Annotated in this window: 22 protein-coding genes and 5 pseudogenes; 15 read left to right on the top strand and 12 right to left on the bottom strand. The window is 70.4% G+C overall.

Annotation, left to right across the window (positions count from 1 at the left end; all coding sequences use genetic code 11):
- The first annotated feature begins 498 nt into the window (after positions 1 to 498).
- Complete coding sequence (gene gntA, locus OG422_RS30540; protein ID WP_405747522.1) at positions 499 to 1,167, top strand: guanitoxin biosynthesis heme-dependent pre-guanitoxin N-hydroxylase GntA; 669 nt, start codon at positions 499 to 501, stop codon at positions 1,165 to 1,167.
- 127 nt (positions 1,168 to 1,294) lie between these two features.
- Here gntA and OG422_RS30535 read toward each other — a convergent pair.
- The 3 genes and pseudogenes from OG422_RS30535 to OG422_RS30525 all read right to left on the bottom strand — a co-directional run.
- Positions 1,295 to 1,498: pseudogene (locus tag OG422_RS30535) on the bottom strand (MFS transporter); the annotation flags it as partial.
- Positions 1,499 to 1,571: 73 nt separating this feature from the next.
- Positions 1,572 to 2,684 carry a PP2C family protein-serine/threonine phosphatase gene (locus OG422_RS30530; RefSeq protein WP_143944208.1) on the bottom strand — a complete coding sequence of 371 codons (1,113 nt, stop codon included), beginning with the start codon at positions 2,682 to 2,684 and terminating at the stop codon, positions 1,572 to 1,574.
- Between the two features lie 43 nt (positions 2,685 to 2,727).
- Positions 2,728 to 3,981 (bottom strand): MFS transporter, encoded by a 1,254-nt coding sequence (locus OG422_RS30525; RefSeq protein WP_405747520.1) that lies wholly within the window; start codon positions 3,979 to 3,981, stop codon positions 2,728 to 2,730.
- Between the two features lie 489 nt (positions 3,982 to 4,470).
- Between OG422_RS30525 and OG422_RS30520 the strand changes: the two genes are divergently transcribed.
- Positions 4,471 to 5,148 carry a ScbR family autoregulator-binding transcription factor gene (locus OG422_RS30520; protein WP_405747518.1) on the top strand — a complete coding sequence of 226 codons (678 nt, stop codon included), beginning with the start codon at positions 4,471 to 4,473 and terminating at the stop codon, positions 5,146 to 5,148.
- A 35-nt stretch (positions 5,149 to 5,183) separates the two neighbouring features.
- Here OG422_RS30520 and OG422_RS30515 read toward each other — a convergent pair whose 3' ends face one another.
- Complete coding sequence (locus tag OG422_RS30515) at positions 5,184 to 5,846, bottom strand: ScbR family autoregulator-binding transcription factor (RefSeq protein ID WP_405747517.1); 663 nt, start codon at positions 5,844 to 5,846, stop codon at positions 5,184 to 5,186.
- A 193-nt stretch (positions 5,847 to 6,039) separates the two neighbouring features.
- Here OG422_RS30515 and OG422_RS30510 point away from each other — a divergent pair, with 193 nt between their 5' ends.
- Entirely contained in the window at positions 6,040 to 6,987 is a 948-nt protein-coding gene (locus tag OG422_RS30510; protein WP_405747515.1) for a ScbA/BarX family gamma-butyrolactone biosynthesis protein, read from the top strand.
- 115 nt (positions 6,988 to 7,102) lie between these two features.
- Here OG422_RS30510 and OG422_RS30505 read toward each other — a convergent pair whose 3' ends face one another.
- Positions 7,103 to 7,876 (bottom strand): glucose 1-dehydrogenase, encoded by a 774-nt coding sequence (locus OG422_RS30505; RefSeq protein ID WP_143942399.1) that lies wholly within the window; start codon positions 7,874 to 7,876, stop codon positions 7,103 to 7,105.
- 251 nt (positions 7,877 to 8,127) lie between these two features.
- Positions 8,128 to 8,877, bottom strand: a complete 750-nt coding sequence (locus OG422_RS30500; protein ID WP_405747513.1) for a DUF4232 domain-containing protein — start codon at positions 8,875 to 8,877, stop codon at positions 8,128 to 8,130.
- Positions 8,878 to 9,483: 606 nt separating this feature from the next.
- On the opposite strand from OG422_RS30500, the gene OG422_RS30495 reads away from it, so the two are divergent.
- From OG422_RS30495 to OG422_RS30485, 3 genes and pseudogenes are all read left to right on the top strand, one after another.
- Positions 9,484 to 10,068, top strand: a complete 585-nt coding sequence (locus tag OG422_RS30495) for a hypothetical protein (RefSeq protein ID WP_405747511.1) — start codon at positions 9,484 to 9,486, stop codon at positions 10,066 to 10,068.
- Positions 10,069 to 10,132: 64 nt separating this feature from the next.
- Positions 10,133 to 10,828 carry an alpha-ketoglutarate-dependent dioxygenase AlkB gene (locus OG422_RS30490; RefSeq protein ID WP_143942402.1) on the top strand — a complete coding sequence of 232 codons (696 nt, stop codon included), beginning with the start codon at positions 10,133 to 10,135 and terminating at the stop codon, positions 10,826 to 10,828.
- A 112-nt stretch (positions 10,829 to 10,940) separates the two neighbouring features.
- Positions 10,941 to 11,027: pseudogene (locus OG422_RS30485) on the top strand (DUF2277 family protein); the annotation flags it as partial.
- Between the two features lie 2 nt (positions 11,028 to 11,029).
- Here OG422_RS30485 and OG422_RS30480 read toward each other — a convergent pair.
- Positions 11,030 to 11,653, bottom strand: a complete 624-nt coding sequence (locus OG422_RS30480; protein ID WP_143942403.1) for a flavin reductase family protein — start codon at positions 11,651 to 11,653, stop codon at positions 11,030 to 11,032.
- Between the two features lie 120 nt (positions 11,654 to 11,773).
- Here OG422_RS30480 and OG422_RS30475 point away from each other — a divergent pair, with 120 nt between their 5' ends.
- A complete protein-coding gene (locus OG422_RS30475) occupies positions 11,774 to 12,382 on the top strand; it encodes a recombinase family protein (protein WP_405747509.1) in 609 nt (202 codons plus the stop codon).
- A gap of 1 nt (position 12,383) precedes the next feature.
- On the opposite strand, the pseudogene OG422_RS30470 reads toward OG422_RS30475, so the two are convergent.
- Positions 12,384 to 12,650: pseudogene (locus OG422_RS30470) on the bottom strand (dTDP-4-dehydrorhamnose reductase); the annotation flags it as partial.
- Positions 12,651 to 12,824: 174 nt separating this feature from the next.
- Here OG422_RS30470 and OG422_RS30465 point away from each other — a divergent pair.
- Together OG422_RS30465 and OG422_RS30460 are read left to right on the top strand one after the other, a co-directional pair.
- Complete coding sequence (locus tag OG422_RS30465) at positions 12,825 to 14,156, top strand: serine hydrolase domain-containing protein (protein WP_405747508.1); 1,332 nt, start codon at positions 12,825 to 12,827, stop codon at positions 14,154 to 14,156.
- 81 nt (positions 14,157 to 14,237) lie between these two features.
- The gene (locus OG422_RS30460) at positions 14,238 to 14,615 is read left to right on the top strand and encodes a nuclear transport factor 2 family protein (RefSeq protein ID WP_405747507.1); all 378 of its coding nucleotides are present in this window, start codon (positions 14,238 to 14,240) and stop codon (positions 14,613 to 14,615) included.
- 72 nt (positions 14,616 to 14,687) lie between these two features.
- Here the strand turns inward: OG422_RS30460 and OG422_RS30455 are convergent, their stop codons facing one another.
- The 3 genes from OG422_RS30455 to OG422_RS30445 form a co-directional block, all read right to left on the bottom strand.
- The gene (locus tag OG422_RS30455; RefSeq protein WP_405747506.1) at positions 14,688 to 15,809 is read right to left on the bottom strand and encodes an IS630 family transposase; all 1,122 of its coding nucleotides are present in this window, start codon (positions 15,807 to 15,809) and stop codon (positions 14,688 to 14,690) included.
- Between the two features lie 82 nt (positions 15,810 to 15,891).
- Complete coding sequence (locus OG422_RS30450; protein ID WP_405747505.1) at positions 15,892 to 16,107, bottom strand: hypothetical protein; 216 nt, start codon at positions 16,105 to 16,107, stop codon at positions 15,892 to 15,894.
- Positions 16,108 to 16,138: 31 nt separating this feature from the next.
- Positions 16,139 to 18,079, bottom strand: a complete 1,941-nt coding sequence (locus tag OG422_RS30445; protein WP_405747503.1) for a glycoside hydrolase family 5 protein — start codon at positions 18,077 to 18,079, stop codon at positions 16,139 to 16,141.
- A gap of 129 nt (positions 18,080 to 18,208) precedes the next feature.
- Between OG422_RS30445 and OG422_RS30440 the strand changes: the two genes are divergently transcribed.
- From OG422_RS30440 to OG422_RS30420, 5 genes and pseudogenes are all read left to right on the top strand, one after another.
- Positions 18,209 to 18,745 (top strand): hypothetical protein, encoded by a 537-nt coding sequence (locus OG422_RS30440; protein ID WP_405747501.1) that lies wholly within the window; start codon positions 18,209 to 18,211, stop codon positions 18,743 to 18,745.
- Positions 18,651 to 19,238, top strand: a pseudogene (locus OG422_RS30435) (DUF6531 domain-containing protein); the annotation flags it as partial. The gene OG422_RS30440 and the pseudogene OG422_RS30435, both read left to right, overlap by 95 nt.
- 45 nt (positions 19,239 to 19,283) lie before the next feature.
- Positions 19,284 to 20,483 (top strand): hypothetical protein, encoded by a 1,200-nt coding sequence (locus OG422_RS30430; protein ID WP_405748103.1) that lies wholly within the window; start codon positions 19,284 to 19,286, stop codon positions 20,481 to 20,483.
- A 61-nt stretch (positions 20,484 to 20,544) separates the two neighbouring features.
- Positions 20,545 to 21,246 carry a metal-dependent hydrolase gene (locus OG422_RS30425; RefSeq protein WP_405747500.1) on the top strand — a complete coding sequence of 234 codons (702 nt, stop codon included), beginning with the start codon at positions 20,545 to 20,547 and terminating at the stop codon, positions 21,244 to 21,246.
- A gap of 53 nt (positions 21,247 to 21,299) precedes the next feature.
- A protein-coding gene (locus OG422_RS30420) for an IS5 family transposase (RefSeq protein WP_405747498.1) occupies positions 21,300 to 22,231 on the top strand; the annotation gives its coding sequence in 2 pieces (ribosomal slippage) (positions 21,300 to 21,633 and positions 21,633 to 22,231; 933 coding nt in all).
- A gap of 15 nt (positions 22,232 to 22,246) precedes the next feature.
- On the opposite strand, the gene OG422_RS30415 is transcribed toward OG422_RS30420, so the two are convergent.
- On the bottom strand, positions 22,247 to 23,023 hold the full coding sequence (locus OG422_RS30415; protein WP_405747497.1) for a tetratricopeptide repeat protein: 777 nt from the start codon (positions 23,021 to 23,023) through the stop codon (positions 22,247 to 22,249).
- Positions 23,024 to 23,413: 390 nt separating this feature from the next.
- On the opposite strand from OG422_RS30415, the pseudogene OG422_RS30410 reads away from it, so the two are divergent.
- Positions 23,414 to 23,659: pseudogene (locus OG422_RS30410) on the top strand (transposase); the annotation flags it as partial.
- Between the last annotated feature and the right edge of the window lie 12 nt (positions 23,660 to 23,671).

Raw genomic sequence — 23,671 nt, 5'->3', positions numbered from 1 at the left:
GTGAGCCGATCGTCGATTTCCGATCCCGCCGCCCGCAACCGGCCGCTGCGCGGGCGCGGCCGGAAAGTTTCGCCGTACGGGAGGCGCGGATTCCGCACAGCTGATCGAGCGCCCGCCGCCGCACCGGCGCTACCCTGCGCGCGCTTCCATCACGGGCCCTCGCGGCGCCGTCCTGTTGCGCTCCGTCGAACGTTCCTCACACGACGCGATTTGCCTCGCGAAATACCTTTGATCACCCTCAAGTGAGGCTTATACCAGCAATTTGACGTCTCGTCAGTTCCGCTGACCTCCGTCGGTCACCGCGAAGAGGTGCGGGCGCGGCGCAGTGCCCGTGAAGTAGGGGTTGCCGGTGGAGAGAAAGGGATGCGCGGCCGAGGCTTCGTCGTGCACGATGGCTGACCAGGCACTTCTGGCGTTTTCTTGACGCCGGGGCCGTGATCGTTCTTGACTGCCACGGTCATCCCCGCCTCGGGGCACCTCTCACCGAAGGTCGTGAACATGCTGGCTGACGCCCCCTCCGCCACCGAAGTGGTCGGGCAGTTCCTGCTCGGTGACTCGTTTGCCTGCCTGGCCGGTCGTTCGGCCTGGCGGCAGGGCGGGATCACCCATCGCCATTACACCTGGCTCGGTGACGACGAGGCGGCGCGGCAGCTGGCGGAGGATCTTGAGGCGTATGTGGCGGCCGTGGACTGGACGGCCAAGCCCTTCACCAGCTTCGTCGCGACGTTCTCCGGGCCGCTGGAGGTGCCGGAGACCGAGTTCGAGCGGCTGATGTGGCAGCAGCTGCAGGGCGTGCACGACCACGACAGCCGTACGCACGGCTGGGCCGAGGGGTACGACCACGATCCGCAGTCGGGGGCGTTCGCCTTCAGCGTCGCCGGGCACCCGTTCTTCGTGATCGGGCTGCACGAGACTCATGTCCGGGTCGGCCGTCGGCCGCCGTTCCCGATGCTGGCCTTCAACTCCCATGCGCAGTTCGACCGGATAAAGGCGGCCGGGCTCTGGGACCGGCTCCAGGAGAAGATCCGCAAGCAGGACATCGAACTCCAGGGCGACATCAACCCGAACCTGCTGGAGTACGAGAAGCTGTCGGAGGCCCGGCGGTACTCGGGCCGCCCGAAGCCGGCGGACTGGGTGTGCCCGTTCTCCGCCCAGGTGCGCAGCTAGTCGCCACGCCGGCCGTCGTACGGCGAGGGGCCCGGCCGGGAGATTGCGGCCGGGCCCGTTTCGTTTTCCGGGGTCCGTTTCGCGGGGCGGGCCTCAGTGGTGGACGGGGACGCGGTCCGTACCGGGCGCCGGGGCGGAGACAGGCGCGGCGGGCGGTACGGCGTCGGTGTTCGAGGGCCACCGAGGCGAAGGACAGGACGAGGGCGGAGGCGGCAAGGGCGGCGCCGACAGCGTTGGGGGCCGTGTAGCCGAGATGGGCCGTGAGGGCGAGGCCGCCGAGCCATGCCGCGAGGGCGTTGCCGAGGTGGAAGGCGCCGATGTTGACGGCATTTATTTACTTGCAAGCGCGGGATGTTGCAGTAGCGTAGATACTGGCGGCCGAGGGCGGCTGCTCGGGCCGCTCCCTACGGAGCGTCCGCGCGCCGGATCGCGAGGACCGCCGCGTCGTCGCCGAGCCGCCCGTTGACGTACGCCAGCAGGTCCGCGTGGAGCAGCCGCAGGACGTCGCGGGGGCCGCATCCGCTCCATGCAACGGCGCGGTCGGCCAGCGGGTAGAAGGCGCCCTCGGCGTTGCGGGCCTCGGTGACGCCGTCCGTGACGAGCAGGAGCAGATCGCCCGGCGCGAAGGCGAAGGTGTCGACCCGGAACGAAGCGGGGCCGCCGAGCCCGCCGAGGCCGATCGGCAGGGCGATGTGCCGGGCGTCAAGGGTGCGTACCTCCCCGTCGCGCAGCAGCAGGGGCGGCGGATGTCCGCAGGTGATCGTGTGGACCCGCGGTTCGCGGTCGGGTAGGTCGAGCAGGGTGGCGGTGGCGAAGACCTCCTCCTCGTCCGGGGCGTCGCTCCCCCACTGCGCGGTGTCCCAGCGGATCGCGCCGTCGAGATGCTCCGCGAGGGCGGGCAGCGGTGCCCGGCGGTGCGCGGCCGCCCGGAAGGCCCCGAGGAGCAGCGCGGCGTGCCCGTACGCGGGCAGCCCCTTGCCGCGGACGTCACCGATGAGCAGCCGGGTGCTGTCGCCCGTACGGGCGGCGGCGTACAGGTCGCCCCCCATCTCCGCCTCCTCCTCGGCGGCGAGATAGAGCGAGGCGATCTCCAGGGGGCCGCTGCGGGCGGGCGGCGGGCGCAGCAGCACCCGCTGGGCGACGTCCGCCACCGAACGGGTCGTGGCCAGCCGCCGTTCGATGCGGTCGCGGACCACGGTGAAGAGCACCACCAGGGTGCCGACGAGGATCAGCGCGACGATCTGCACCTGGTGGTTGCGGGAGGTGGCGTCGCCGCTGATGACCCCGATGACGACCTGGGCGACGACGGCGAGCACCGCGATCGCCGCCGTGACCAGCGGCCCGGCGAACGCCGCGGTGAACGTGGGGGCGGCCACCAGCAGCGGCCCGAGGTGCACCTCGGGCGGGAAGAGGCTGTCGACCACGCAGATGGCGCAGATGAGCGCGAGCGGGATCAGCACGAGATACCGGGTGAGCTCCCGGCGTTCCCGCAGTGCGCGCAGCTCGCGAAAGGCCATGTGTCATGCTCGCACCGCGGCGGCCGACGCGCCCGGCGACCCGTTACGTGTCGGAGGCCGACGCGGCCCCCGTTCCCTCGCGCGTCCGCAGGCCGCATACCTGCGGTGACAGCAGCGCCGCGGCGGAGGCCAGGAACACCAGGGCGGCACACCCGGCCAGGGCGTGGCCGAGGCCGACGGCCGCCGCGAGCGGCCCGGCGACCAGCAGCGCGAGCGGTGCGAAGGCCAGGGAGCCGAAGGCGTCGTAGGCGCTGACCCGGGAGAGGACGGCGTCCGGGACCTCGCGCTGGAGGGTCGTCGACCACAGCACGCCGAAGATGTCGCCGGAGACGCCCGAGACGAACATCGCTGCCATGCTCAGCGGCACCGGCGCGTGCACGGCGAGCAGGCCGATCGGCAGGGCCATCGGGAAGGTCGCCAGGACCGCGACGAGAACGGGGCGGCGCACCCGCAGTCGCGCGGCCAGTCCGGCACCGGCCACGGTGCCCAGGGCCTGAGCGCCGACCAGCAGCGACCAGGCGCGGGCACCGCCCAGGTCGCGTTCGGCGATCAGCGGACCGAGCACCCCGACGTGGGCGTTGAGCGCGGCCACGACGAGGGAGAACTGCGCGACGACCACCCACAGCCACTGCCGCCCGGCGAACTCCCGCCACCCCTCCCGCAGATCCGCCCACCCGGAGGCGGTGGAGCGGGGCACCGCCGTCAGCCGCAGGCCCCGGATGAGGGCCGCGCTCACCAGGAAGGAGGCGGCGTTCAGGGCCAGGGCCCAGCCCGCGCCGACGAAGGCGACGGTGACGCCGGACAGGGCGAGGCCGAGCAGCATCGAGGAGTTGGTGCCGACCTTGAGCAGGCCGTTGGCCCGTTGGAGCCGATCCGCCGGGACGATCTGCGGCACCGCTCCGGCCATCGCCGGGGTGAACAGCGCGGTGGCGAGACCGGCCAGCACGGCGAGCGCGCAGAACAGCGGCAGCGGCGCCCGGCCGGTCAGCGCCATGGCGGCCAGTCCCGCGTACGCGGCACAGCCCGCCAGATCCGCGACGATCATCACCCGGGAGCGGGACACCCGATCCGCGATCACGCCGCCGACCAGGATGAACACCAACTGCGGCAGGGCCTGACAGGCGAGGACCAACGAGAGACGCCCCGGCGTCGCCCCGGGCAGCGCCAGCACCGCGAAGGCGAGCGCCACCCGCGCGAAGCTGTTGCCGAGGACGGAGATCGTACGGGCGGCGACAAGCAGCGCGAACCGCCGGTCATGCCGCAGGGACAGTGACGCCGAGGCGGGGGCTGTGGTCACGGGGCGCAGCGTACGGGCTGCCGGGGCGGGCTCGCGGAGCTTCGCGACAGCCGACGGCCGTGTCCCCGAAGGGAGTTGGAGGTGGCCGGTGCCGTCGAGGAGTGCGGGGACGAGGTGGAGGGGTCCGACGGGCCAGGCGGGCCGAGGCAGGACGGCGTGACCGGGGCGCCCGAGGCAAAGCGGCCGAGCCGGGGCGGCCAGGCCGGAGCGCCGCGTTGAGGCCGAGCCAAGCCGGACCAACCGACCTGGAGCGCCATCATTGCGGGCAATTCGATCACCGCATCAGCCACTCCCCCACCCTCAACTCCCTTCCCTCACACGGAGTCCAGCCCCCGGACCACCCTTCCGGGCGGTGGAAATCAAACCACCGAGTTGGTTTTATGGGGCCATGACCCGCCCTCACCCGCACCTTCCCCCCACTTCCGCGCGGCGCTCCACGCGCGCGGCGTCCGGTCCGGCCCGGCGCGTCCGGGTCCTGGGAGGTGCCCGATGAGCCGGCAGCCGCGGTCCGCGCAGACCCGGCGGGCGTTGATCCGTTCCGCCGCGCAGACCTTCGACGAGCACGGGTACCCGCGGGCGAAGCTCACCGCGATCAGCGCGGGCGCCGGGGTGAGCACCGGCGCGCTGCACTTCCATTTCGACACCAAGGCCGCGGTCGCCGCGGCCGTCGAGGACGAGGCGGCGCGCACGCTGCACGAGTCCGCCCGCACCGTGCGGCACCTCACCCCGGACCCGCTCCAGGCACTCGTCGACACCACGCACGTCCTGGCCCGGCAGCTGGCCACCGACGTCGTCGCGCGGGCCGGATACCGCCTCAACTGCCAGTCCGCGTACCGCTCCGGACCGGATCTGCGGACACGCTGGCATGTGTGCGTTCGCGAACTCCTCGACCGGGCCGGGGAGCAGGAACTGCTGGTGCCGGGCCTGGCGGCGGAGGAGTCGGCGACGGCACTCGTGGGGGCGACGACCGGTTTCGAGGTGCTGGCGCGCGAGGACGCGAACTGGCTCACCCCGTCCGCGGTGACGGGCCTGTGGCGGTCGTTCCTGCCGATGCTGGCGGGCCCCGGGGCGCCACAGACCCCGGAGCCGTCCGATACGCGGACGACGCCGCGGATACGGCGGCGAACCGCGGCGGCGCAGCGGACCGCATCGGAGCTGGTGCGGTAGCCCGGCGGGTGAAACGCCCGCCGCGGCGGGTCCGTTCAGCCGCCGGTGGCGGGGGCGTCCGAACCGCCGGACCTCCGGTGGACGCGCCACATCCGGGCGCCGCGGTCGGCGGCGGTGTCCAGTCGGCCCAGCACGCCCGGGACGGCTATGCCCGGCAGCACATGGTCGTACAGCGCCGCGATCTTCGTTTCGAGGCGGCCGCCGTCGATGGCGGAGTTGACCACCTCGACGCCGGTCCAGGCGCCGACGAAGAGCGCGGCGGTCTCCTGCGGGTCGATGTGCGGCAGCAGTTCGCCCTGGTCCTTGGCCTGTTGCAGCATGTCGGCGAGGTAGTCGATCCAGCCCGGCCAGGAGGTGCCGAGGAGCGCGCGGGCGTGCCGGTCGGCGGAGAGCGTGATGGAGGCCCGCAGCAGCGGCTCCTGGGGCAGGCGGTGGGCCAGCACCATGCCGACGTCGACCCATTCCTGCAGCTTGGAGTCCTGCGGCAGCACGCCCTCGGTGGTCAGCGCCTCGCCGAGCACGCCCCGGGCGAGGTCTTCCTTCGAGGTGAAGTGGAAGTACAGGGCGCCCTTGGTCACACCCGCCCGGCCGAGGATCTCCGCGATGGTCGCGGCGTCGTAACCGCGTTCGTCGAAGACCTCACCGGCGGCCTCCAGAATCGTGCGCCGAGTCTGGATCGCCCGTGCCTGCCGCGCCATCAGGGGACCTCATTCGTCTGTCGCCGCCGGTGTTTCCGGCATCCAACGAGCCGGGTTTCCGATGGGCCCGAGCACCGGATCGTCATTATCTTCAGCGACGCATTGCAAAGAAAACCGGGCAGTACGTATCTTAGCATTTGCCGGAGCCGCCGGTTCAGTACCAGACCACCGCACCAGGGGAGTCGAGTGCCCAATGTTGCTCATACCGAGCCACTCCGACCGGCCTGAACTGCCGCACGGCGCACGGCAGCCCGATGCTCCGGAGCGGGCAACCTCCGCGGTGCGCAAGGAATTCCTCCACCTCAGCTTCGATGACTCCGTTTTCCTGACGGGGTGCGAGCGGCGCGGGGCGATGGAGTTCGCTCTCACGGCGCGCTGGCCCGGCTTCATCCGGGCCGCAGAGAGCGGCGGGGTGCGGCACGAATCCCTGGTCGTGGCGCAGACCATCCGGCAGGCCGGACTGCTGATCGCCCATACGGAGTTCGAGACGCCACTGAACCACGCAATGCTGCTGCGGACCTTCGGCTTCCGCCTGGACGCGTCCTTCCAGCCGCCGGAGGGCGTACCGGTCGAGGTCGTCCTGCACGCGTCCGGCACGGAGCAGGGGCGGCGCGGTACCCGGCTGACACGGCTGCGCCTGGAGATGGAGCTGACCACCCCGGAGGGCGTGCGGATCGGCAGCGGGTCCACGGATTTCGAGTGGATCGCCCCGGCGGTCTACAGACGGTTGCGCGGCAATCACGTCGAGGCCGTCCTGGACCAGCCGCCGCTGCCCGTGCCGGTGGCGCCCGAGCGGGTGGGGCGCCACGACCCGGCGGAGGTGGCGCTGTCGCCGACCGAGCGCTCCCGGCGCTGGCAGCTGCGGTGCGACTTCTCCAACCGGCTGCTGTACGACCACCCGGTCGACCACACCCCGGGGCTGGTACTGATCGAAGCCGCCCACCAGGCGGCGCGGTTGACGGCACCCGCCTCGTTCGTACCCCGGACGGTCACGACGGCGTTCGACCAGTACGTCGAGTTCGACGCGCCGTGCTGGATCGAGGCGGAAACCTCCGGCGGCGAGGCCGACGGGGACGGTTTCCGGGTCGTGGTGCGCGGCTACCAGGGCGACCGGCAGGTCTTCCGCAGCACGCTGACGTAACGGCAGCCCCGGCGGGCGGAGGCCGGTGGCCCGGGAGTACGCGCCCCGGACCGCGGTGCTCCGGCCGTCGCCGGGGCGCCGCGGTCCATCGGTACGGACGGTGCCGCCGCTCCCGTCACACCATCGTGAAGCCGCCGTCGACCGGCATCACGACGCCCGTGACGAACGACGAGCGGTCACTGCACAGCCAGGCCGCGGCCTCGGCGATCTCCTCGGCGCGGGCGGTGCGCGCCTGCGGGGTGGCGGCGTGCAGCCGGGGTTCCAGCTCCGGATTGCGGGCGAACCAGTCGGCGATGATCTCGCTGCGCGTGGTGCCCGGGGCGACGCTGTTGACGCGGATGGACCGGTCCGCGTATTCGGCCGCGGCGGCTTTGGTCAGCCCGGCGACGGCATGCTTCGACGCGACATAGGGCGCGGCGGCCGGAATGGACTGCAATCCGCCGACGCTGCTGTTGTTCACAATGGAGCCACCGCGAGGGTTTTCCAACATCGCGCGTATTTCGTACCGCAGGCAATTCCAGGTGCCTCGTACATTCGTTTCCATGATCTGTTCGTAGACCGTGTCGTCCATGAGATGCATGGCGTTCTGATCGCCGCCGATCCCGGCGTTGTTGAATGCCGAATCCAGACGGCCGAAGGTGTCGAGCGCGAGATCCACGACCCTGCGCACCTCGTCCGGGCGTGTGACATCCGTCGGCGCGTACACCACCTGGGCGCCCCTTTCCCTCAGCTCAGTGGCTACCTCGGCGAGCCGGTCGGCGCGTCGGGCGGCGAGCACGAGGGTGGCCTGTTCGGCGGCGAAGACCCGTGCCGCGGCGGCGCCGATGCCGCTGCTGGCCCCCGTGATCAGAACGACTTTGCCGGCGAGAAGGCCGTGTTCGGTAGTCACGGCCGGATTGTGCCACGCCCGTTTCGGACGAATTCCCGGAGAATTGTACGCGGCGGTCTGGTTTTATGGGCGATGAGCGCACACGGGCACCCGGAAGGTCGCCTTCGGGTACCTGATCCCGCGTGGAGCGCCGGTTTTTTCAGACCGTGCGGTTTGGAAATTACGCGCCCGGCGCATTCCGGGGATTCGGAGGCGGCGGGGTGGTATGGCGCGCGGCGGGCCGTGCGTCCGAATCCGGCGGGCTGGCCGCGTCAGCTGAAGGTGCCGGGCTCGACCGCGGTGATGGTGAACTCACCGCCGCAGACCCGGAGGTTGCCGCTGCCCGTCGTCATGGACTCCTTCGAGCCCGGCGCGTAGACGTACACGTAGGCGCCGCGCTTCCAGCACGGGGTGTCGGAGACGCCGTCGTTGACGGTGTGGACCAGGGCGTGGGCGCTCGCGCCGGGCGCCAGGCGGACGACGCCGCCCGCGCCGCCCTCGCGGGTGGCGGGCCTGCCGATGCGGGTGCCGTCGCGGGAGATCAGCGAGACGCCGGGGTATCCGCGCAGCGTGCACGCCTTCTTGCCCTTGTTGGTGAAGGTCAGCGGGTACCGGAAGTTCCCGGCACCGGCGTCGGGGGCGCCCAGGCTCAGCGACATCTGGGCGGAGGTGCAGCGGTCCGATGCGGCGAGCGCGGACGGGGGCTCCTCCTTGGCACCCGGGGTGGCCTTGCCGGGGGCGTGCCCGGGGCTCGCGGACGTCGCGTTGCCCGCTCCGGGGGCGCCGGTGGGCGCGGCGGACTCCTTGGCCCCGGCGCTCGGCCCGTCGCCGGAGGGCTGCGTGTCGACGCCGGAGGGCCGGGTCGCGTCCTGACCGGCGGCGGTGGGCGACGAGGCAGGCGCGGCGTGCGAGCCGGAGCCGGAACCCTCCTGGCAGGCGGTCAGTGCGAGCGCGGCGACGGCGATCAGCGACCCGGCTGCCAGACGGCGGCCGCGGCCGAGAGCCTTGCTGGTGAGCGTCATGCGGCTCCCCCTCGGGTGGTGGGTGGGTACCCGCCTTGCGTGGGTACGCACGGTCGAATCGGCTGCCCGGCCAGCGTGCCCCGAGGCGCTGGCAGGCGGCTAACGGGGCGCTAACGCCTCACTAACGGCGGCGCGGTGCGTTCGGTCGCCCGTCGGCCGCGCCGACCCTCGACGGCAGTATGAACCTCTCGGCCACCCGGCGCCTTCGGACGGCATCTGCCCTCGTGAAGCCCCAGGTCCCGGGCCGGGTGCGCGACCCCGCCCGGTGCCGGGTAGCCGACCGGGGTGTCCGTCCACGGACCGGCTCCGTTGCGTAGGGCAGGTACGTCGATTGGGGAGGGCCCGCACGGCGTACGCCCGGGGACGATACGGCGGGCGCACGGCCGCGTCCAGGGCCCGGCGGCGGGTGGTCACCACCGTCGGGGCGGGGATGACGGCCCGACGGAGCGGCCGACCACCATGGCGGATTTCCGCCGGTCCCCCGCCAGGCCGCGGCGCAGAATTCGGGGGTGACCATCCATGACAGGAGTCGGTACCGCTCGGCCCGGTGCCCGGTGGCGGGGCGCCGCCGGGGCGTCCGCGCGAGCACCGGACGAGGGGCCCGTGATGTCCGCGCGCAGCGGTGAGGGGCGGCGTGCGGCGAGCCCGCTGCTCTCCGCGGCGGAGGTGACCGCGCAGCTCGGCGACGTTCCCCCGCCCGCCGGTCACACGGACGCCGAACTGGCCGCGGTGCTCGGTCTGCTGACGGATCCGACGGGCGCCGGGCGCCGCCGCTCCCGGATCGAGGCGGTCGTCGTCGGGCACAGCCGGGACGCGGCGTCGGCCGCGGCGGCGCGGGCGTTCGCCGGGGCGTGGCGGGCGGCCGGGCGGCAGGTGTGGGCCACTGTCGACTGGCCGGAAGAGGCCGCCTCGTGGCTCCGGTTCGCGGGCCGTCTCACCGCTCCGGAGCCGGACGCCTGGGTGATCGCCGCGGCGGCGCCGGGCTGGGCGCAGATGAGTCGGCGGCTGCGGCACAGCACCGGCTGGGATCCTGCCCGTACGGTCGGTTTCGCGGCGCTCGGCGACTCCCGACTCGCCGCGCTCGCGGGCCCCGGCACCCTCGACGGCATGCGGGGCGCCACCGCCGACGGACACACCTGGGTCATCGACCGGGGCTGGGTCACCCGGTCCCTGCCGGGGCCGCCCGCGTAGCGCGTCGGGAGTGGCAGCCTGGAAGAGGCGTGGCAACAGGCCCGCCTGGAGTGAAGGGGTACGGATGACGACGCCACTGCCCGGTTTCGAGGGGCTCGACGGCCCGGCGGACGGCGCGCCGCGCGCCCGGCGGCAGCTCGCGCCCGGTGCGGTGCACGTCCCGGACTGGCTGGACGTGCGGGCGCAGCGGGAGCTGGTCGCGGCGTGCCGGGACTGGGCGCGCGGCCCGGCGCCGATCCGGCACACCAAGCTGCCCCGGGGCGGCGTGATGTCGGTGCAGACGGTCTGCATCGGGTGGCACTGGCAGCCGTACGCGTACACCCGCACCGCCGACGATGTGAACGGCGCGCGGGTGGCCGCCTTCCCGGACTGGATGGTGGAGCTGGGGCGGCGGGCGGTAACCGAGGCGTACGGGGACGCGGCTGCGGGCGACGGCTACACCCCCGACACGGCGCTGATCAACTTCTACGACGAGGCGGCGCGGCTCGGGATGCACCAGGACAAGGAGGAGCGGTCCGGGGCGCCGGTCGTGTCGCTGAGCATCGGTGACGCCTGCGTCTTCCGGTTCGGCAACACCGAGAACCGCGGCCGGCCGTACACCGATGTGGAGCTGCGGTCCGGGGATCTCTTCGTGTTCGGCGGGCCGTCCCGGTTCGCGTACCACGGGGTGCCGAAGGTGTATCCGGGGACCTGCGATCCGGCGTGCGGGCTGCGGGGCGGACGGCTCAACATCACGATGCGGGTCACCGGTCTCGGCTGACCGGGGGGCCGCTTCCGGTCCGGGTGCCCGCAAGGCCCGTTGCCGTCCGGCTGCCCGGTGGCGCCGGGCGGAGGCAGACTGGGGACATGTACCGCAGCATCACCGCCCGCCCATGACGCCCGAGGTCACCGACGACGACATCAGGGCGGCGGCCCTGCAGTACGTCCGTAAGGTGTCCGGGTCAGGAGCGCCCGCCGCCGGTCAGGCGCCGGAGGTGGTCGGTCCCTGCCAGTCCGCGTAGCGGATGCGCGGGGTGACGTGGACGCCGCCGACGGTGCCCCATTCGTCCTTGCCGAGGCGGCTCAGCGGGCGCAGCCGGTCGATCTCGGCGTGCCCGTCGACCAGGACCTCCTCGGAGATCGCGGCGTGCACCACGCGTCCGAAGACGACGGTCGAGTCACCGATCCGCAGCGTGCTGTGCAGTTCGCATTCGAGCGCCACCGGTGAGTCGGCGACCCGCGGCGGCTTGACGCGCAGGCTGGGCTCGGCGGCGATCCCGGCGGCCTCGAACTCACTGATGCCGTGCGGGAAATCCGTCGCGGTGTCGTTGATCTGCGCGGCGAGCCCTTCGGGGGCGAAGTTGACCACGAACTCGCCGGTGGCCTCGACGTTGCGCAGCGAGTCCTTGCGGCCGACGGAGGAGAACTGCACGACGGGCGGGGCGACGGCGGCGATGCTGAAGAACGAGTGCGGGGCAAGATTCGCAGAAACGCCATACCGGTCGATGGTTGACACCCAGGCGATCGGCCGCGGCACGACCGTGGCGGTCAGCAGCTTGTAGAAATCGCTACGGGGCATCTCTGCAGGATCGAAGTCAACGCGCATGGCGATCAGTATCCACCAGCGAAACCGCGGATTTTACAAAGGATCCACGGCACCGCCCCACCGCGGGGTCCGACGGACAGTGCCCGGTATCGGAAGCATCGCGCACCAGGAGCCGACACCGTGCCAGCCACCGCCCTCACCACCGCCTGGGAAGACTTCGAGGTCCCTGCACACGCCCGCGGCGGGCAGGTCACCCTCAACCTCCACGACCACCTGGCCTCCTATGTCCCGAAGCGCCCCGGCGCCTACCTCCGCATCTCATCCGACCGCTTCGGACTGGAGGCCGGCGTCGACCGCGAGCTCGAAGACGCCGAGGAGAGCCGGGCCCGACTCCGCTGGAGCCCGTTCGTCAAGATCTACAAGGAGAACGACACCTCCGCCTTCAAGAAGCGCAAGATCACCAAACCCGACGGCACCATCGGCTGGGTCGTTCTGCGGCCCGAGTTCCGTCAACTGCTCGCCGACCTCGCCCTCGGCGTGAGCGACGGCGTCACCTTCTACCACCTCGACCGGCTCGTGCGTCAGCCACGCGATCTCGGCCCGCCGCCACCGCCGAGGCCACACCGAGCTCGTCGCCCACACCACGGCCGCACCGCTGGAGGTCCGCGCCCGCCGGGCCGCCGACCAGTACAGCCACCTGGGCGGCGGCGCCGCCCCCCCCCATCGGCCTGCTGCCCGCCGCATCAGCCGTCGCCGGGTCAGCCACCGTCATGGGCAAAACCGGTATGAGTCAACGCTCACGACGCAAGAAGTCACGGGCGCCGCGGAGCGTGGTGTCCAAAATGCGCTGCGTCCGAGCGCTGTCCAGACGGACGTCCAATGCCCCCGGAGAACCGGTGCCGGCGCGGCAGCCGACCGCCAGCGTGGAGGCGTCCAATGCATCACGGCCAGTGATCATGACACCGAGCTCGTGACGGCTGAGGGCGTCTGGCCCTGCCAGGTGGCACACACCTGCGTGTTCGGAGGTGGCCAGCTCAAGGAGAGCTCGGGCGAGGTCGCGGAGCAGGTGGAGTGCGAGAAGCGGGTTTTTGGGGCGGTTTCGTCGTTGATCGAGGCGTTTCAGACGCGACGGGCTGCGGTGTCGGCTGGCGCCCTGGCCGTAGCCGTGGTCGGCATGCTGCCCTCGTCCGCGGCTCAGTCCCACAGCCCCCGTGATGCCGTACGCAAGGGTATGGAACGCCTGTTACAGGACGACAGGTTCCCCGCAGCCCTGGCCGCCACCGTCGACCGTGACGGGCACACCCAGAACTACACCACCGGCGTCGCCGACCTGAAGACCATGGCGAAGGTACCGGTCGACGGACAGATACGGGCGGGCAGCAACACCAAGACGTTCACCGCTACGGTCGTCCTGCAACTGGTCGGCGAAGGCGAAGTCGCCCTCGACGCCCCCATCGAGAAGTACCTGCCCGACCTCGTGCGCGGCGAGGGCATCGACGGCCACCACATCACCGTGCGCCAGCTCCTCCAGCACACCAGCGGACTGCCCGACTACACCAACTTCCTGGGTGAAGAGGCCATATTCGGCACCGGCCGCCACACCTACTACCAGCCCCGCACGCTGCTCGATGTGGCGCTCGCCCACAAGGCGGAGTTCGCCCCCGGGACCAACTGGTCGTACAGCAACACCAATTACGTCCTGGCCGGGCTGCTCATCGAGAAGGTCACCGGCCGCCCGGTCGCCGAGCGGATCACCCACCGGGTCATCGACCGCATCGGCCTACGCCACACCTACTTCCCCAGCACCGGCGACGAACGCATCCGAGATGCTCACCCCAAGGGCTACTCCGCGACGAAGCCCGGAGCCCCGCTGGAAGACATCACACGGATAGACCCCTCCTGGGCCTGGTCCGCAGGGCAGCTGATCTCCACCCCCAGCGACCTGAACCGCTTCTTCTCCGCCCTGATCGGCGGCGAGCTCCTGGGGCCCAACGAGCTCGCCCAGATGCGCACCACCGTCAAGGTTGCCGACACATTCGACTCGGGATCCGGCATCCGGTTCGGCTTGGGACTGACAAGTACACCGCTGAGTTGCGGCGGCCTGATGTGGGGGCACCGCGGTGACACCCCCGGCTACCACACGCGCACCGGCGCCACCGATGACGGCCGCGCCGCCACGATCGCCACCACCGCCAGACCGGCACCCACCTCAAGGGGCCTCAACCACGCCGACGCAACACCGCCCTGTGCAAGAGATAACGGCCGACGCGCCCGGGCTGCTGATGCGATGAGGGGCGTTTGGCCTCCCGCTCCCGCCGGGTGCGCAGGATGCTCGGCTCGGGCAAAGATCCGAACTCGGGGAGGCGATCGAAGAGTTCACCGTACGACGGTGAGCAGTGGGCGGGATGGACCTACCGCTTCGTTGCGCTTCGGCCGGGCGGGCAAGGCAAGCCGTGTGGCCGCGGACGTGGATGCCGCGGCAGTCGATGGGGGCGGCAGCAGGGTCTGCGCCGTGTGCGCAGTACGGCCAGGAGGGCTCCCGCACCTCGTTGCTCCCGTCTAGTGCTGTGACCGGGATGGTCCACCGTGATCGGGGGCCGGCTCGCGGGACGAGCGCACGCGCAACGGCTGGTATTACTGGGGCATGCAGGAAGAGACGGCACGCTCCGCGATCGACACGTTCATCTCCGCGTTTAACGCCTCGGACGACAGCTATGTGACTGCCCTGCTCTCCCAGGCCCTGACCTCAGACGTGGTCTTCTGGGGGCCATTGGGTCGCAGCGAAGGAATCGCGGCGGTCGAGCGGTTCGTGCTGGACATCCGGCGCCACCCGGCGGGGACCGGCACGATGGTGCGCTGCTCATCGGTGGACATGCCTGGCGAGTGGGCCCGGTACCAGTGGGTCTTCACCACGCCGGATGGAGGCCCCCGCCTGGCGGGAACGGACGTCGTCCATCTGCGGCGGAGCCTCATCGACCAGGTCATCGTCTTTGCGGGGGAGATCGAGTCGTCCGCCTCCTGAGTCGTCCTTCTGTCGCTGTCCTTCTCGTGAACTTGTCCCTTTCGGCACTCCGGGGCTGCGGTTCGCGGTCGGTCAGGCTGCGGCGTTGAGGGGGCGTCCGCCCCAGCGGATGCCCTTCTCGCTGCGGATGCGGGCGCGTTCCTTGCGTTGGGCGGCAAGTACGTCGGGGTGGCGGGCGTTGGCGTTGCGCCAGCGCAGGTAGCGGTGCAGTGCCTGGGTTTGTGTGGGGTGGCTGCGGTGGTGGGAGTTGGCCAGGGTGAACTGCCGCAGCGGGCCGAAGTGGGCCTCGATCGGGTTGGCCCAGGATGCGTAGGTCGGGGTGAAGCACAGCTCGACCTTGTTCTTCTTCGCCCAGCGGCGGATGTCGGCGCCGGTGTGGGCGGAGAGGTTGTCCAGGATGATGTAGATCGGGGCGCCGTCGGGTCGGGCGGCGCGGATCGACTTCAGCGCGGCCAGGGTGTTGACGGTGCCCTTGCGGCGGCGGTTGACGCCCCACAGGCGGTCGTCGCCGACGGAGTAGCAGCCGTGGAAGTAGGTGACGCCATGGGTGCGGCGGTAGGTCGCCGGCAGCCGGTTTGGCTTGCCCTGCTTTACCCAGCAGGAGCCTGCGGTGGGCCGGATCCCCAACGGCCCGAACTCGTCGAAGGCGAAGACCCGGTCCGGGAAGCGGTCCAGAACCTGCTCGATCCGGTCGAGCTTGACGTCGCGATCAGGGTCGGGTGATTCCTTCCATGTCTTGGTGCGCTGGAAGGTGATGCCGCGGCTCCGGAGCAGGCACCGTAAGGCTTCACGGCCGATGCGGATGACACGTCCGTGCACTTCCCGCAGGTAGGCGGCGAGTTTGCGGATCGACCAGCGAGTGAAGGGCTGGCCGAGCCTGGTGGGGCGGGTGGTGGCTGTCCGGATGACGAAGTCCTCGTCGTCAGGGGTGAGCAGGCGGGGACGGCCTCCCGCCCACTGAGGGTCCAAGCAGGCCAGGCCGATCTCGTTGAAGCGGTGGATCACGTCGCGCACGGTGCCCTCATCGGCCTGGACCAGCTGGGCGATCACCGGCACCCGGTTTCCGCCCGCCGAAGCGAGCAGCATCATCGCCCGCCGGTAACGCACCGAACTCGTGCTGCCCCGGCGCACGATCTGCTTCAGCTTCTGCCCCTCCTTGTCGGTCAATCTGCGTACACGGACAGGCTCAGCCACCGCGCCTCCAGCGGTCGAATGGACGTCACCGCACATCCAACCGTCACGACCACCAACCCGGCGAACCTACGCGGTCACAGCACTAGGCCGGGTCCCGGCCGCCGCGGCCCGCGGCGCGGCCATTCGCCAGCAGCTCCTCGAACTGCCCGCCCCCGTCGTCGCGGACGCGCTCGGCTACCACGACAAGACCACCACCCGACTCCGCAACGAGACCGGCCGAAAGCCGCTCGAAGAACCACTTCGACAGCCTGCGCGCATCGCGCGGCGCGATCTGGCAGGCGGCTTCCAGCGCGGGCAATGCCGGGTACGGCCAGTCGGTGCGGGGTGGATCAGGCGAGGGGGCGGCACAGCAGGGCGTCGGGGCGGCCGCGCTGGAGCGACTTCCAGGTCATGGCGACACCGGCGACGTACTCGTTGTCGGCACACTGGCCCTTGTAGTCGTTCTCGGCCCAATCACTGCCCTTGGCGCCGCCGGTGGCGGGGCGGTTGTCGCCCTTGTCGAACCACACGCTGCGGCCCTTGGTGGGCAGCGGGGTGGCGGAGGGTGCGCAGAGCAGGGAGACCATGGCGGGGCCGTTCATGCTGTAACCGACCGCGAAGCTGTCGACCGGGCACTGGAGCTTGTTGTAGCCGTTGGCCCAGTCGCCCTGCTGGACGTAGCGCTCGTCGTTGACCATCTCCCAGTCACCCGCTGCCTTGAGCGGCTCGGCGACGTCGGTGCACAGGCCGCGGCCGTAGCTGTGGCTGAGTCCGATCAGACGCTCGGTGTCGGGGCAGTTGCCCTTGGAGTTGCCCGGGCTCCAGTCCGCCTTGGCGAGCATGGCGCGGGAGAGGTTCCAGTCGCCGTGATCGATGTAGACGATGTTCCAGTGGTTGACCGGGGCGATGGGGCCGCTCTTGGCGGGGGCGTTGACCAGCTTGTTCCAGTCGGTGGCCCGCCAGTCGCCGTCGTCCTCGACGCTGAGCCTGTTTCCGGATGCGTCGTACGAGATCAGCGCCCAGTTGTCGTTCGGCGTGCCCTTGTCGTCGCTCCAGCCCACCAGCGGCCACTGGGCGAAGTCGGTGTCGTTCTTCACCAGGATATCGGTGAAGTTCTTGAACCAGGTCTTCTCCTTGGCGTCGGTGGAGCCGCGCCCGGCGGCGCCGAACTCGCTGACCCAGACCGGGGCGGTGAAGTGCTTCCCCTCCTCGGTGACGAACAGGCCCTCGTCGTTCACGACCTGGGCGAGCTTCTCGGGGGTGAAGTCCTGGTAGCGCGGGTCGTCGGTCGATCCCGGGCCACTGCCCGCACCGGTGTTGGCCGGGCCGGTGTAGCCGTAGAAGTGCACCGCGTAGACCAGCTTGTTCGAGTCGATCAGTGTGTGGGACAGAGTGCGGACCGGCTTGAGGTCCGGACGCTGGTGAGGGAGGCCGGCAGCAGGGATGCCCTGCCAGTTGATGCCCTCCATGATGATCAGCATGTCGGGGTCGGCCTGGAGGATCTTGTTGCCGGCCTGCTCGAAGGCGGTGTACTCGTCGTGCTCGTCGCCCAAGCCCCAGTTGGCGTCGTCCCAGGTGTCACGGCGGACCTCGTTGCGCAGGTCGGCACCGACCACGCGCTTGTTGGCCTGGTAGCGCTTGGTCATGAACACCCAGTCGTCGATCCACTGTTGGGTCGACTGTCCGCTGTTCCAGCGCTCGTTGCCGTCCAGGCCGCAGCAGAAGCGGTAGCTGGTGGTGTGGTTGTTGAGGATCACCGCGAAGCCGTCGGCAGTCAGCGCCGCGATGACGGCGTCGAACACTTCCAGCGGCGTCTTCCCCTTGAGCTGGGAGTTGGCCGCGACCGCGGTGTCCGGCACCACGGACTTGTCGTGCACCAGTGCGTTGGCGAACGGCAGCCGGATGCTGTTGATGCCGAGGCTGTGGAAGTCGGCCATGATCTGGCCGATCGGGGTACGGTCCAGGCCGAGCGGAACGTTGTTCGACTTCTGGTGCGCCTGGTGGTTCGCCACGTCGCCGACGTCGCCGCTGCCCACGTACGTCCCCTGGGCTCCCGCCCAGTTGCCGGACTTGAGCTTGAAGCGGTCGCCGTTGGCGTCGACGATGTACCGGCCCCGGGTGCTGAGCGGGCCGGTCCACGAGGTCGCAAGATCATCGCCCGTCAACGCGGCAGGAGCCGAGGCGGGAACGGCGTCCGGAGCGGCGACGGCTCCGGGAACGGCCGTGACCAGCAGCACGGCGGCGACGAGCAACGCCGGGATGCCACGCGTGACGGATCTGACGGTTCTCATGGAGCCCTCCGGGTGTGGTGGGGTCAAGGAGCAGGTCGGTACGGGTCCCGGGCCACGGCCTCATCAGCCACCACGCGAGCCCTTGGCCGCCGTGGACGACGGCACCGTCGCCGAGGAGCACGGCGAGGTGTGGTCCATCACCCTTTCCAAGAGCGGCAGTTGGCGGATCACCGTACACGGCGACCCCGTCGACCGCACCACCTGGACCGGCGGCTTGCGCCCGGCGAGACCCTGCACACTCCGGTCTTCGCCGGTCTGTGCAGCGCGAGCGGCTACGGCGGCGCCAGCCGCGCCTGGCACACCCACGTCCGCACGCAGGCCCTCCCCGAACCGGAACGGGACCGGCCCGTCCTCTCCAACTCCTGGGAGGCCACCGGCTTCGCTGTCGACCGGGCCACCGACCACCCCGACCCCGACCGGCTTCGGACCAATCACGTAGCGCCGTCCACCGGACCAGCGACCGGCTCCGCGCCGACCACCCGGGTCCAGGCCGCCGAGTCCGCCCTCGGCGTCTCCGGTGGTGGCGGAGGGCCTGCGGCAGCGAGTTTCTCCATCCATCCGGAGGGGCTCCATGCACGGGCGGAGCAGCTCCACGCGTATGCACGGACGGTGGCCGGGCACGCCGCCGACTTCCGGGCGAAGGCCGCGGGGGCGAGCTTCGTATGACCAATCCGATCGTCAAAGCGCTGGAGCACGGTGCGGCAAAGCTGGGCCAGACGCTGGGGAAGGACGCGGGCAAGGCGGTCGAGGACCTCTACCACGGGACGGGGAAGCGGCTGAAGAAGGCCGCCACCCACCACGCCGAGAACGACGCCAAGCACGCCAAGGAACTCGACAAGATCCTCAAGGGCGACAAGGAGGACATACCGCACGCGCCTCACGGCACGAGCGGCGGCGGACGGCCGTCCGATGGCGGCCGGCCCGGCGTGGCCCCGAGCAGGCCAGAGCAGGCAACGCCCATGACAGCACCCGCGAGGAGAAGGGGAGGTGCACCGATGGCACGGACCCGGTCGATCTCGCCACGGGCAGGGCGTTCCTGTCCGACACCGACATCGCCCTGCCTGGTGCCCTGTCGCTTGTCTTCACCCGCACATACGAGTCATCGACCCGCATCGGGCGCCACATCGGGCCGTCGTGGTCCTCCACCATCGACCAGCGCCCGGAAATCGGCACCGCCGAGATAATCTTCGTCACCGAGTCCGGGATGCTGCTGCGCTACCCAAGACCCGAGATCGGCGAATGCGTACTGCCCCGGTACGGCCCGCGCTGGCCCCTGATGCGCACCCTCCGGGACGACTGGGCCGTCCACGACCCCGAGACCGGCCGGACTCGCTATTTCAGCGACGCCTTACACGCCCCCGGCCTGGCCCTGCCCAATGAGGTCACCGACCGCAACGGCCACCGGATCACCTTCGACTACGCCGACGAGACCGGCATCCCGTACGCCATCCGTCACAGCGCAGGCTGCGAGCTCAAGCTCACCTGCGACGAGAGCGGTCGCCTGACCGCCCTGCACCTGGTGGGCGTCTCCGAGGACGGCACGGATCAGCTGATCCGCTCCTACGGCCACGATGAGGACGGCAACCTCACCACCGTCACCAACTCCGCGGGCGGCGTGACGCGGTTCGCGTACGACGCCCAGCACCGGATGACCGCCTGGGTCGACTCCAACGGCTTCCGCTACGAGTACACCTATGATCACCGTCACCGCTGCCTCACCCAGTCGGGCGCTGAGGGCCACTCGGTCAACCGGTTCACCTACGGTGAGGCCGACCCGCAGACTGGCCACCGCACCACCACGCGTACCAACGGAGAAGGGTTCGCAAGCCGGTACCTCATCAACGACCGCCTCCAGGTCCTTGCGATCACTGATCCGCTCGGACACACCACTCGCACCACCTACGACACCGGCGGCCGGCCCCTGACGATCACCGATCCGCTGGGCAACACGACACACCTCACCTACGGCGAGGACGGGCACCTCGTCTCCATCCTCCGCCCGGACGGCTCGACCGGCACCGCCGCTTACACCGACCTTGGCCTCCCGACGGAGAGCACGCGATGTGATGGCCTCACCTTCCGCCAGGAGTACGACGCCAAAGGCAATCGGATCACCATCACCGACCCGACCGGCCGCATCACCCGTTTCACCCGTTTCACCCACGATGACCGTGGAGGCGTCACCTCGATCACCGGCCCGCTGGGAAGCGTCACTCGTATCGAGTGTGACGAGGCCGGTCTCCCGCTCACGATCAATTTCGGCGAGCAGTGGTTTGCAGCGAGTGGCGGAGCTGCGCTGCTGCGGTGCAACCGACATCACCGCGTCGACGCCCCTCTTCGGGCGGGGCGTTCCGCTGCTCAGCGGTGCCCCTCCGCCGATCTTCCGGGGCACCCACGCTGGTAGCGTCTGCGCCGTTGTTGAGGGCGTGTCACCGTGCACGCCGGACGGGGAGGACGAACGCACCATGATGGGCCATTCGCACGCGATGAGCGGCGCCCTGCTCTTCGCAGGCACCACACCCTTTCTGCCGCCGATGGTGATGCACGCTCATCTGGCGCCGGAGGAGATCCTGATGGGCACGGTACTCTGCGCCGGCGCCGCGCTGCTGCCGGACCTGGACCACCACGACGGCACCATCGCCAACTTCCTCGGCCCGGTGTCCAAGACCCTGTGCCGCTTCGTGGCCTGGATCTCCGGCGGCCACCGCCACGCCACCCACTCGCTGTTCTTCGTGGCCCTGATGACTGTGGGCACCTGGGCCGGAGTGACGTACCTGGGCAGGCCGTTCACGCTCGGCCTGACCTTCTTCCTCCTGGCCCTGGCGGTCCGCGCGCTTAACCTCTGCCCGCCCGGACACGGCTTCTCCGCCTGGGGCACGATCGTTGCCATGGCCGGGATCGGCACCGCCGTCATCGCCAAGTTCATCCCCTCGGCCCCCGGTTGGCTGCCGTACGCCGTCGGCCTGGGCTGCCTGGCCCACCTGCTCGGCGACTCCATCACCAAACAGGGCGCGCCGTGGCTCTGGCCGCTGAAGAACCGCTACGAGATCGTCATCATCCAGCACAGCGGCAACAAGCTGGAGACGGAGATACTGACCCCGATCATGGGGATCGCCACCGTCGTCCTGCTGTGGTTCACGGCACTGTCGCCGCACCCCTTCAGCTAGGACTTGTCCGGTCGATCATGTGACTGCGCCGTGTCCGGGTCGTTGGTGTGGGCATGGGACGGGGTGATCTGAGTGATGCCGAGTGGGAACGATTGCTGCCGTTCCTGCCGGTTAGCAACCGGCGTTGTGGCCGGTGGCGGGATCACCGGCAGGTGATCGACGGAATGCTGTATCGGGTCCGGACCGGGGTGCAGTGGCGTGACCTGCCGGAACGCTTCGGGCCGTGGAAGACGGTCTATGAACGGCACCGGCCGTGGTCGGCCGACGGCACCTGGGAGCGTCTACTCCAGCAGGTCCAGGCCGCGGCGGACGCCGTAGGTGAGGTCGGCTGGGACATCTCGGTGGACTCCACCATCGTCCGCGCCCATCAGCACGCGGCTGGCGCCCTCACCGATCCGCCACCGGCCCCGGGGTCAAAAGGGGCCGAACTGCCAGAACACCAGCACGAATCCGCGTGGCAGAGCCTGCACGCCCGTCTGGTGGCGGTGGTGCGGGAGGTGAAGGCCTGGGCCGCTCGCGGGGCGGGTTCACCAGCAAGATCCACCTGCGCGCGGACGGCCGCTGCCGCCCACTCTCTCTGATCGTCACGCCAGGGCCGCGGGCGGACTGCACACAGTTCAAGCTCGTGCTGGAGAAGATCCGCGTTCCGAAGCGTGGGCCGGGCCGGCCCCGAAAGAAACCCGACAGTCTCGCGGCCGACAGGGCATACAGCAACGGGCCCTGCCGCGAATACCTGAGACGACGCGGCATCCGACACACCATCCCGGAAAAGACCGACAGCCAAGCCGCCCGCCTGCGCAAAGGCTCACGCGGCGGACGACCACCCGCCTTCGACGAAGAGCGATACAAGAAACGCAACACCATCGAACGAGCAATCAACCGGCTCAAGCAGTACCGAGCCGTGGCCACCAGATATGACAAACGCGGCTACGTCTTCCTCGGCACGGCCACCGCCGCATCCCTGGTCATCCGGCTCCGCACATGACCGCCAGGGCAAGACCTAGTCAGCTCCGCAGGAGAAGCCGTAGTACAGCCCGCAGCCCGGGACGGGCAGCCCTGCGGGCAGCCGGGATCCGGTCAGCTCCGGCACCGGGACGACGTCCCATGGCATGGTCCCCTCGATGAGGTACTGACCGAGGTCGATCGAGCTCAGTTCGACGCCGTCCACATACGTGGTCAAGGTGGGGGCGCCACCCACCCCGCCCTCGGAAAGAGCGAGCCACTCATCGCATGCCCAGCGGATCTCGTCGGCGTCGGACGCGACGATGGTCGCGCTGTGCCGGACGGACCCGCTCCATCCCTCGTCCTCCCACACATAGAAGCTGTACGCACCCTCCGTGGCCGGCTTGCCCTTCGTGCTCCTCACACCAAGCAGCATGGCCAGTTCGTCCAGTCCGGCCTCGGCGTGGTCAAGGGGACCGGCCGCATGTATCCGGGCGTACAGATCCTCCGCCTCGATCTGCCGCTGTCTAATGGTGCCCACGTCCTCCCCGTACTCCGCCATGACGTCAGGGTTCATTTCCAGCACGGATTCCCAGTAGGAGATCTGCTGGGCCACACGCCCGGTCAACATCGTCAGGGCCTCGACGTCATTGGGGTGCGCCTCCACAGCGACGCGCAGCCAGTGCTCCTCAGGCCAGGTCGGCTCACCGTCGCCGGGCTCCTGTGGATCCGATGCCGTCAGACACAACAATCGTCCCAACTGCAGTGCGGCATGGGCATCGCCCGCCACCGCACCAGACCGCAGTCGTGTGATCATCTCGTCAGTGATTGCCATGGGCCGAGGCTACAACCCGCCACTGCCAACCAGGACTCGTGCCGATCCAGCAAGGCGCGCACGAGCCCAGCCAGGCCCACGTCCGTGTCCGTGGCCGTGAGATCGCCGGGCTCCATGGCGAACGGAACGATCAGCCGGTGGGCACGTCACATGATCGGCCGGACAAGTCCTAGTAGAACTTGGTCATGTTCGCTCGATGGTGGCGTGTCCGGCTGATCGGTTGTGTCGTTGATCGGGTGTGCTGGATGGGGAGTTGGCTGCGGTCCGGTGTGATCTGGAGGATTTCGCGGCGGAGGTGTTCGAGCCGTTCGCGCGGGCTGATCAGCGCCGGTGGGGTGCGGTCTATCTGCGGGGCTGCTACTTGACGGCGGGCGCAAGTCGGTGGAGCCGATGGCCGCGCGGCTGGGCGAGGACGGCAACCGTCAGGCACTTGCTCACTTCGTCACCTCCAGCCCGTGGAACCCGGTGCATGTGCGGGCCCGTCTCGCGTGGCGCATGCAGCCGGTCATCAGGCCGACGGCGCTGATCGTGGACGACACCGGCTTCCTCAAGGACGGGGGCGCATCCACGTGTGTGAGCAGGCAGTACACCGGCACTGCGGGCAAGGTCACCAACTGCCAGGCCGGTGTCTCGCTGCACCTGGCCTCG

This window comes from Streptomyces sp. NBC_01525 (assembly GCF_045040405.1).
Classification (GTDB): Bacteria; Actinomycetota; Actinomycetes; order Streptomycetales; family Streptomycetaceae; genus Streptomyces; species Streptomyces benahoarensis.
Note: the sequence above shows the minus strand (reverse complement) of the source record. Positions and strands in the feature narration are given on the sequence as shown.

What these genes read in the sequence shown, in the direction of transcription:
- gntA (WP_405747522.1), top strand. Translation starts at nt 499, where the DNA reads ATGCTGGCTGACGCCCCCTCCGCCACCGAAGTGGTCGGGCAGTTCCTG.
- OG422_RS30490 (WP_143942402.1), top strand. Translation starts at nt 10,133, where the DNA reads ATGACGACGCCACTGCCCGGTTTCGAGGGGCTCGACGGCCCGGCGGAC.
- OG422_RS30425 (WP_405747500.1), top strand. Translation starts at nt 20,545, where the DNA reads ATGATGGGCCATTCGCACGCGATGAGCGGCGCCCTGCTCTTCGCAGGC.
- OG422_RS30500 (WP_405747513.1), bottom strand. Translation starts at nt 8,877, where the DNA reads ATGACGCTCACCAGCAAGGCTCTCGGCCGCGGCCGCCGTCTGGCAGCC.
- OG422_RS30515 (WP_405747517.1), bottom strand. Translation starts at nt 5,846, where the DNA reads ATGGCGCGGCAGGCACGGGCGATCCAGACTCGGCGCACGATTCTGGAG.
- OG422_RS30480 (WP_143942403.1), bottom strand. Translation starts at nt 11,653, where the DNA reads ATGCGCGTTGACTTCGATCCTGCAGAGATGCCCCGTAGCGATTTCTAC.
- OG422_RS30530 (WP_143944208.1), bottom strand. Translation starts at nt 2,684, where the DNA reads ATGGCCTTTCGCGAGCTGCGCGCACTGCGGGAACGCCGGGAGCTCACC.
- OG422_RS30415 (WP_405747497.1), bottom strand. Translation starts at nt 23,023, where the DNA reads ATGGCAATCACTGACGAGATGATCACACGACTGCGGTCTGGTGCGGTG.
- OG422_RS30520 (WP_405747518.1), top strand. Translation starts at nt 4,471, where the DNA reads ATGAGCCGGCAGCCGCGGTCCGCGCAGACCCGGCGGGCGTTGATCCGT.
- OG422_RS30430 (WP_405748103.1), top strand. Translation starts at nt 19,284, where the DNA reads ATGCTGCTGCGCTACCCAAGACCCGAGATCGGCGAATGCGTACTGCCC.
- OG422_RS30495 (WP_405747511.1), top strand. Translation starts at nt 9,484, where the DNA reads ATGTCCGCGCGCAGCGGTGAGGGGCGGCGTGCGGCGAGCCCGCTGCTC.
- OG422_RS30510 (WP_405747515.1), top strand. Translation starts at nt 6,040, where the DNA reads ATGTTGCTCATACCGAGCCACTCCGACCGGCCTGAACTGCCGCACGGC.
- OG422_RS30460 (WP_405747507.1), top strand. Translation starts at nt 14,238, where the DNA reads ATGCAGGAAGAGACGGCACGCTCCGCGATCGACACGTTCATCTCCGCG.
- OG422_RS30465 (WP_405747508.1), top strand. Translation starts at nt 12,825, where the DNA reads ATGGAACGCCTGTTACAGGACGACAGGTTCCCCGCAGCCCTGGCCGCC.
- OG422_RS30445 (WP_405747503.1), bottom strand. Translation starts at nt 18,079, where the DNA reads ATGAGAACCGTCAGATCCGTCACGCGTGGCATCCCGGCGTTGCTCGTC.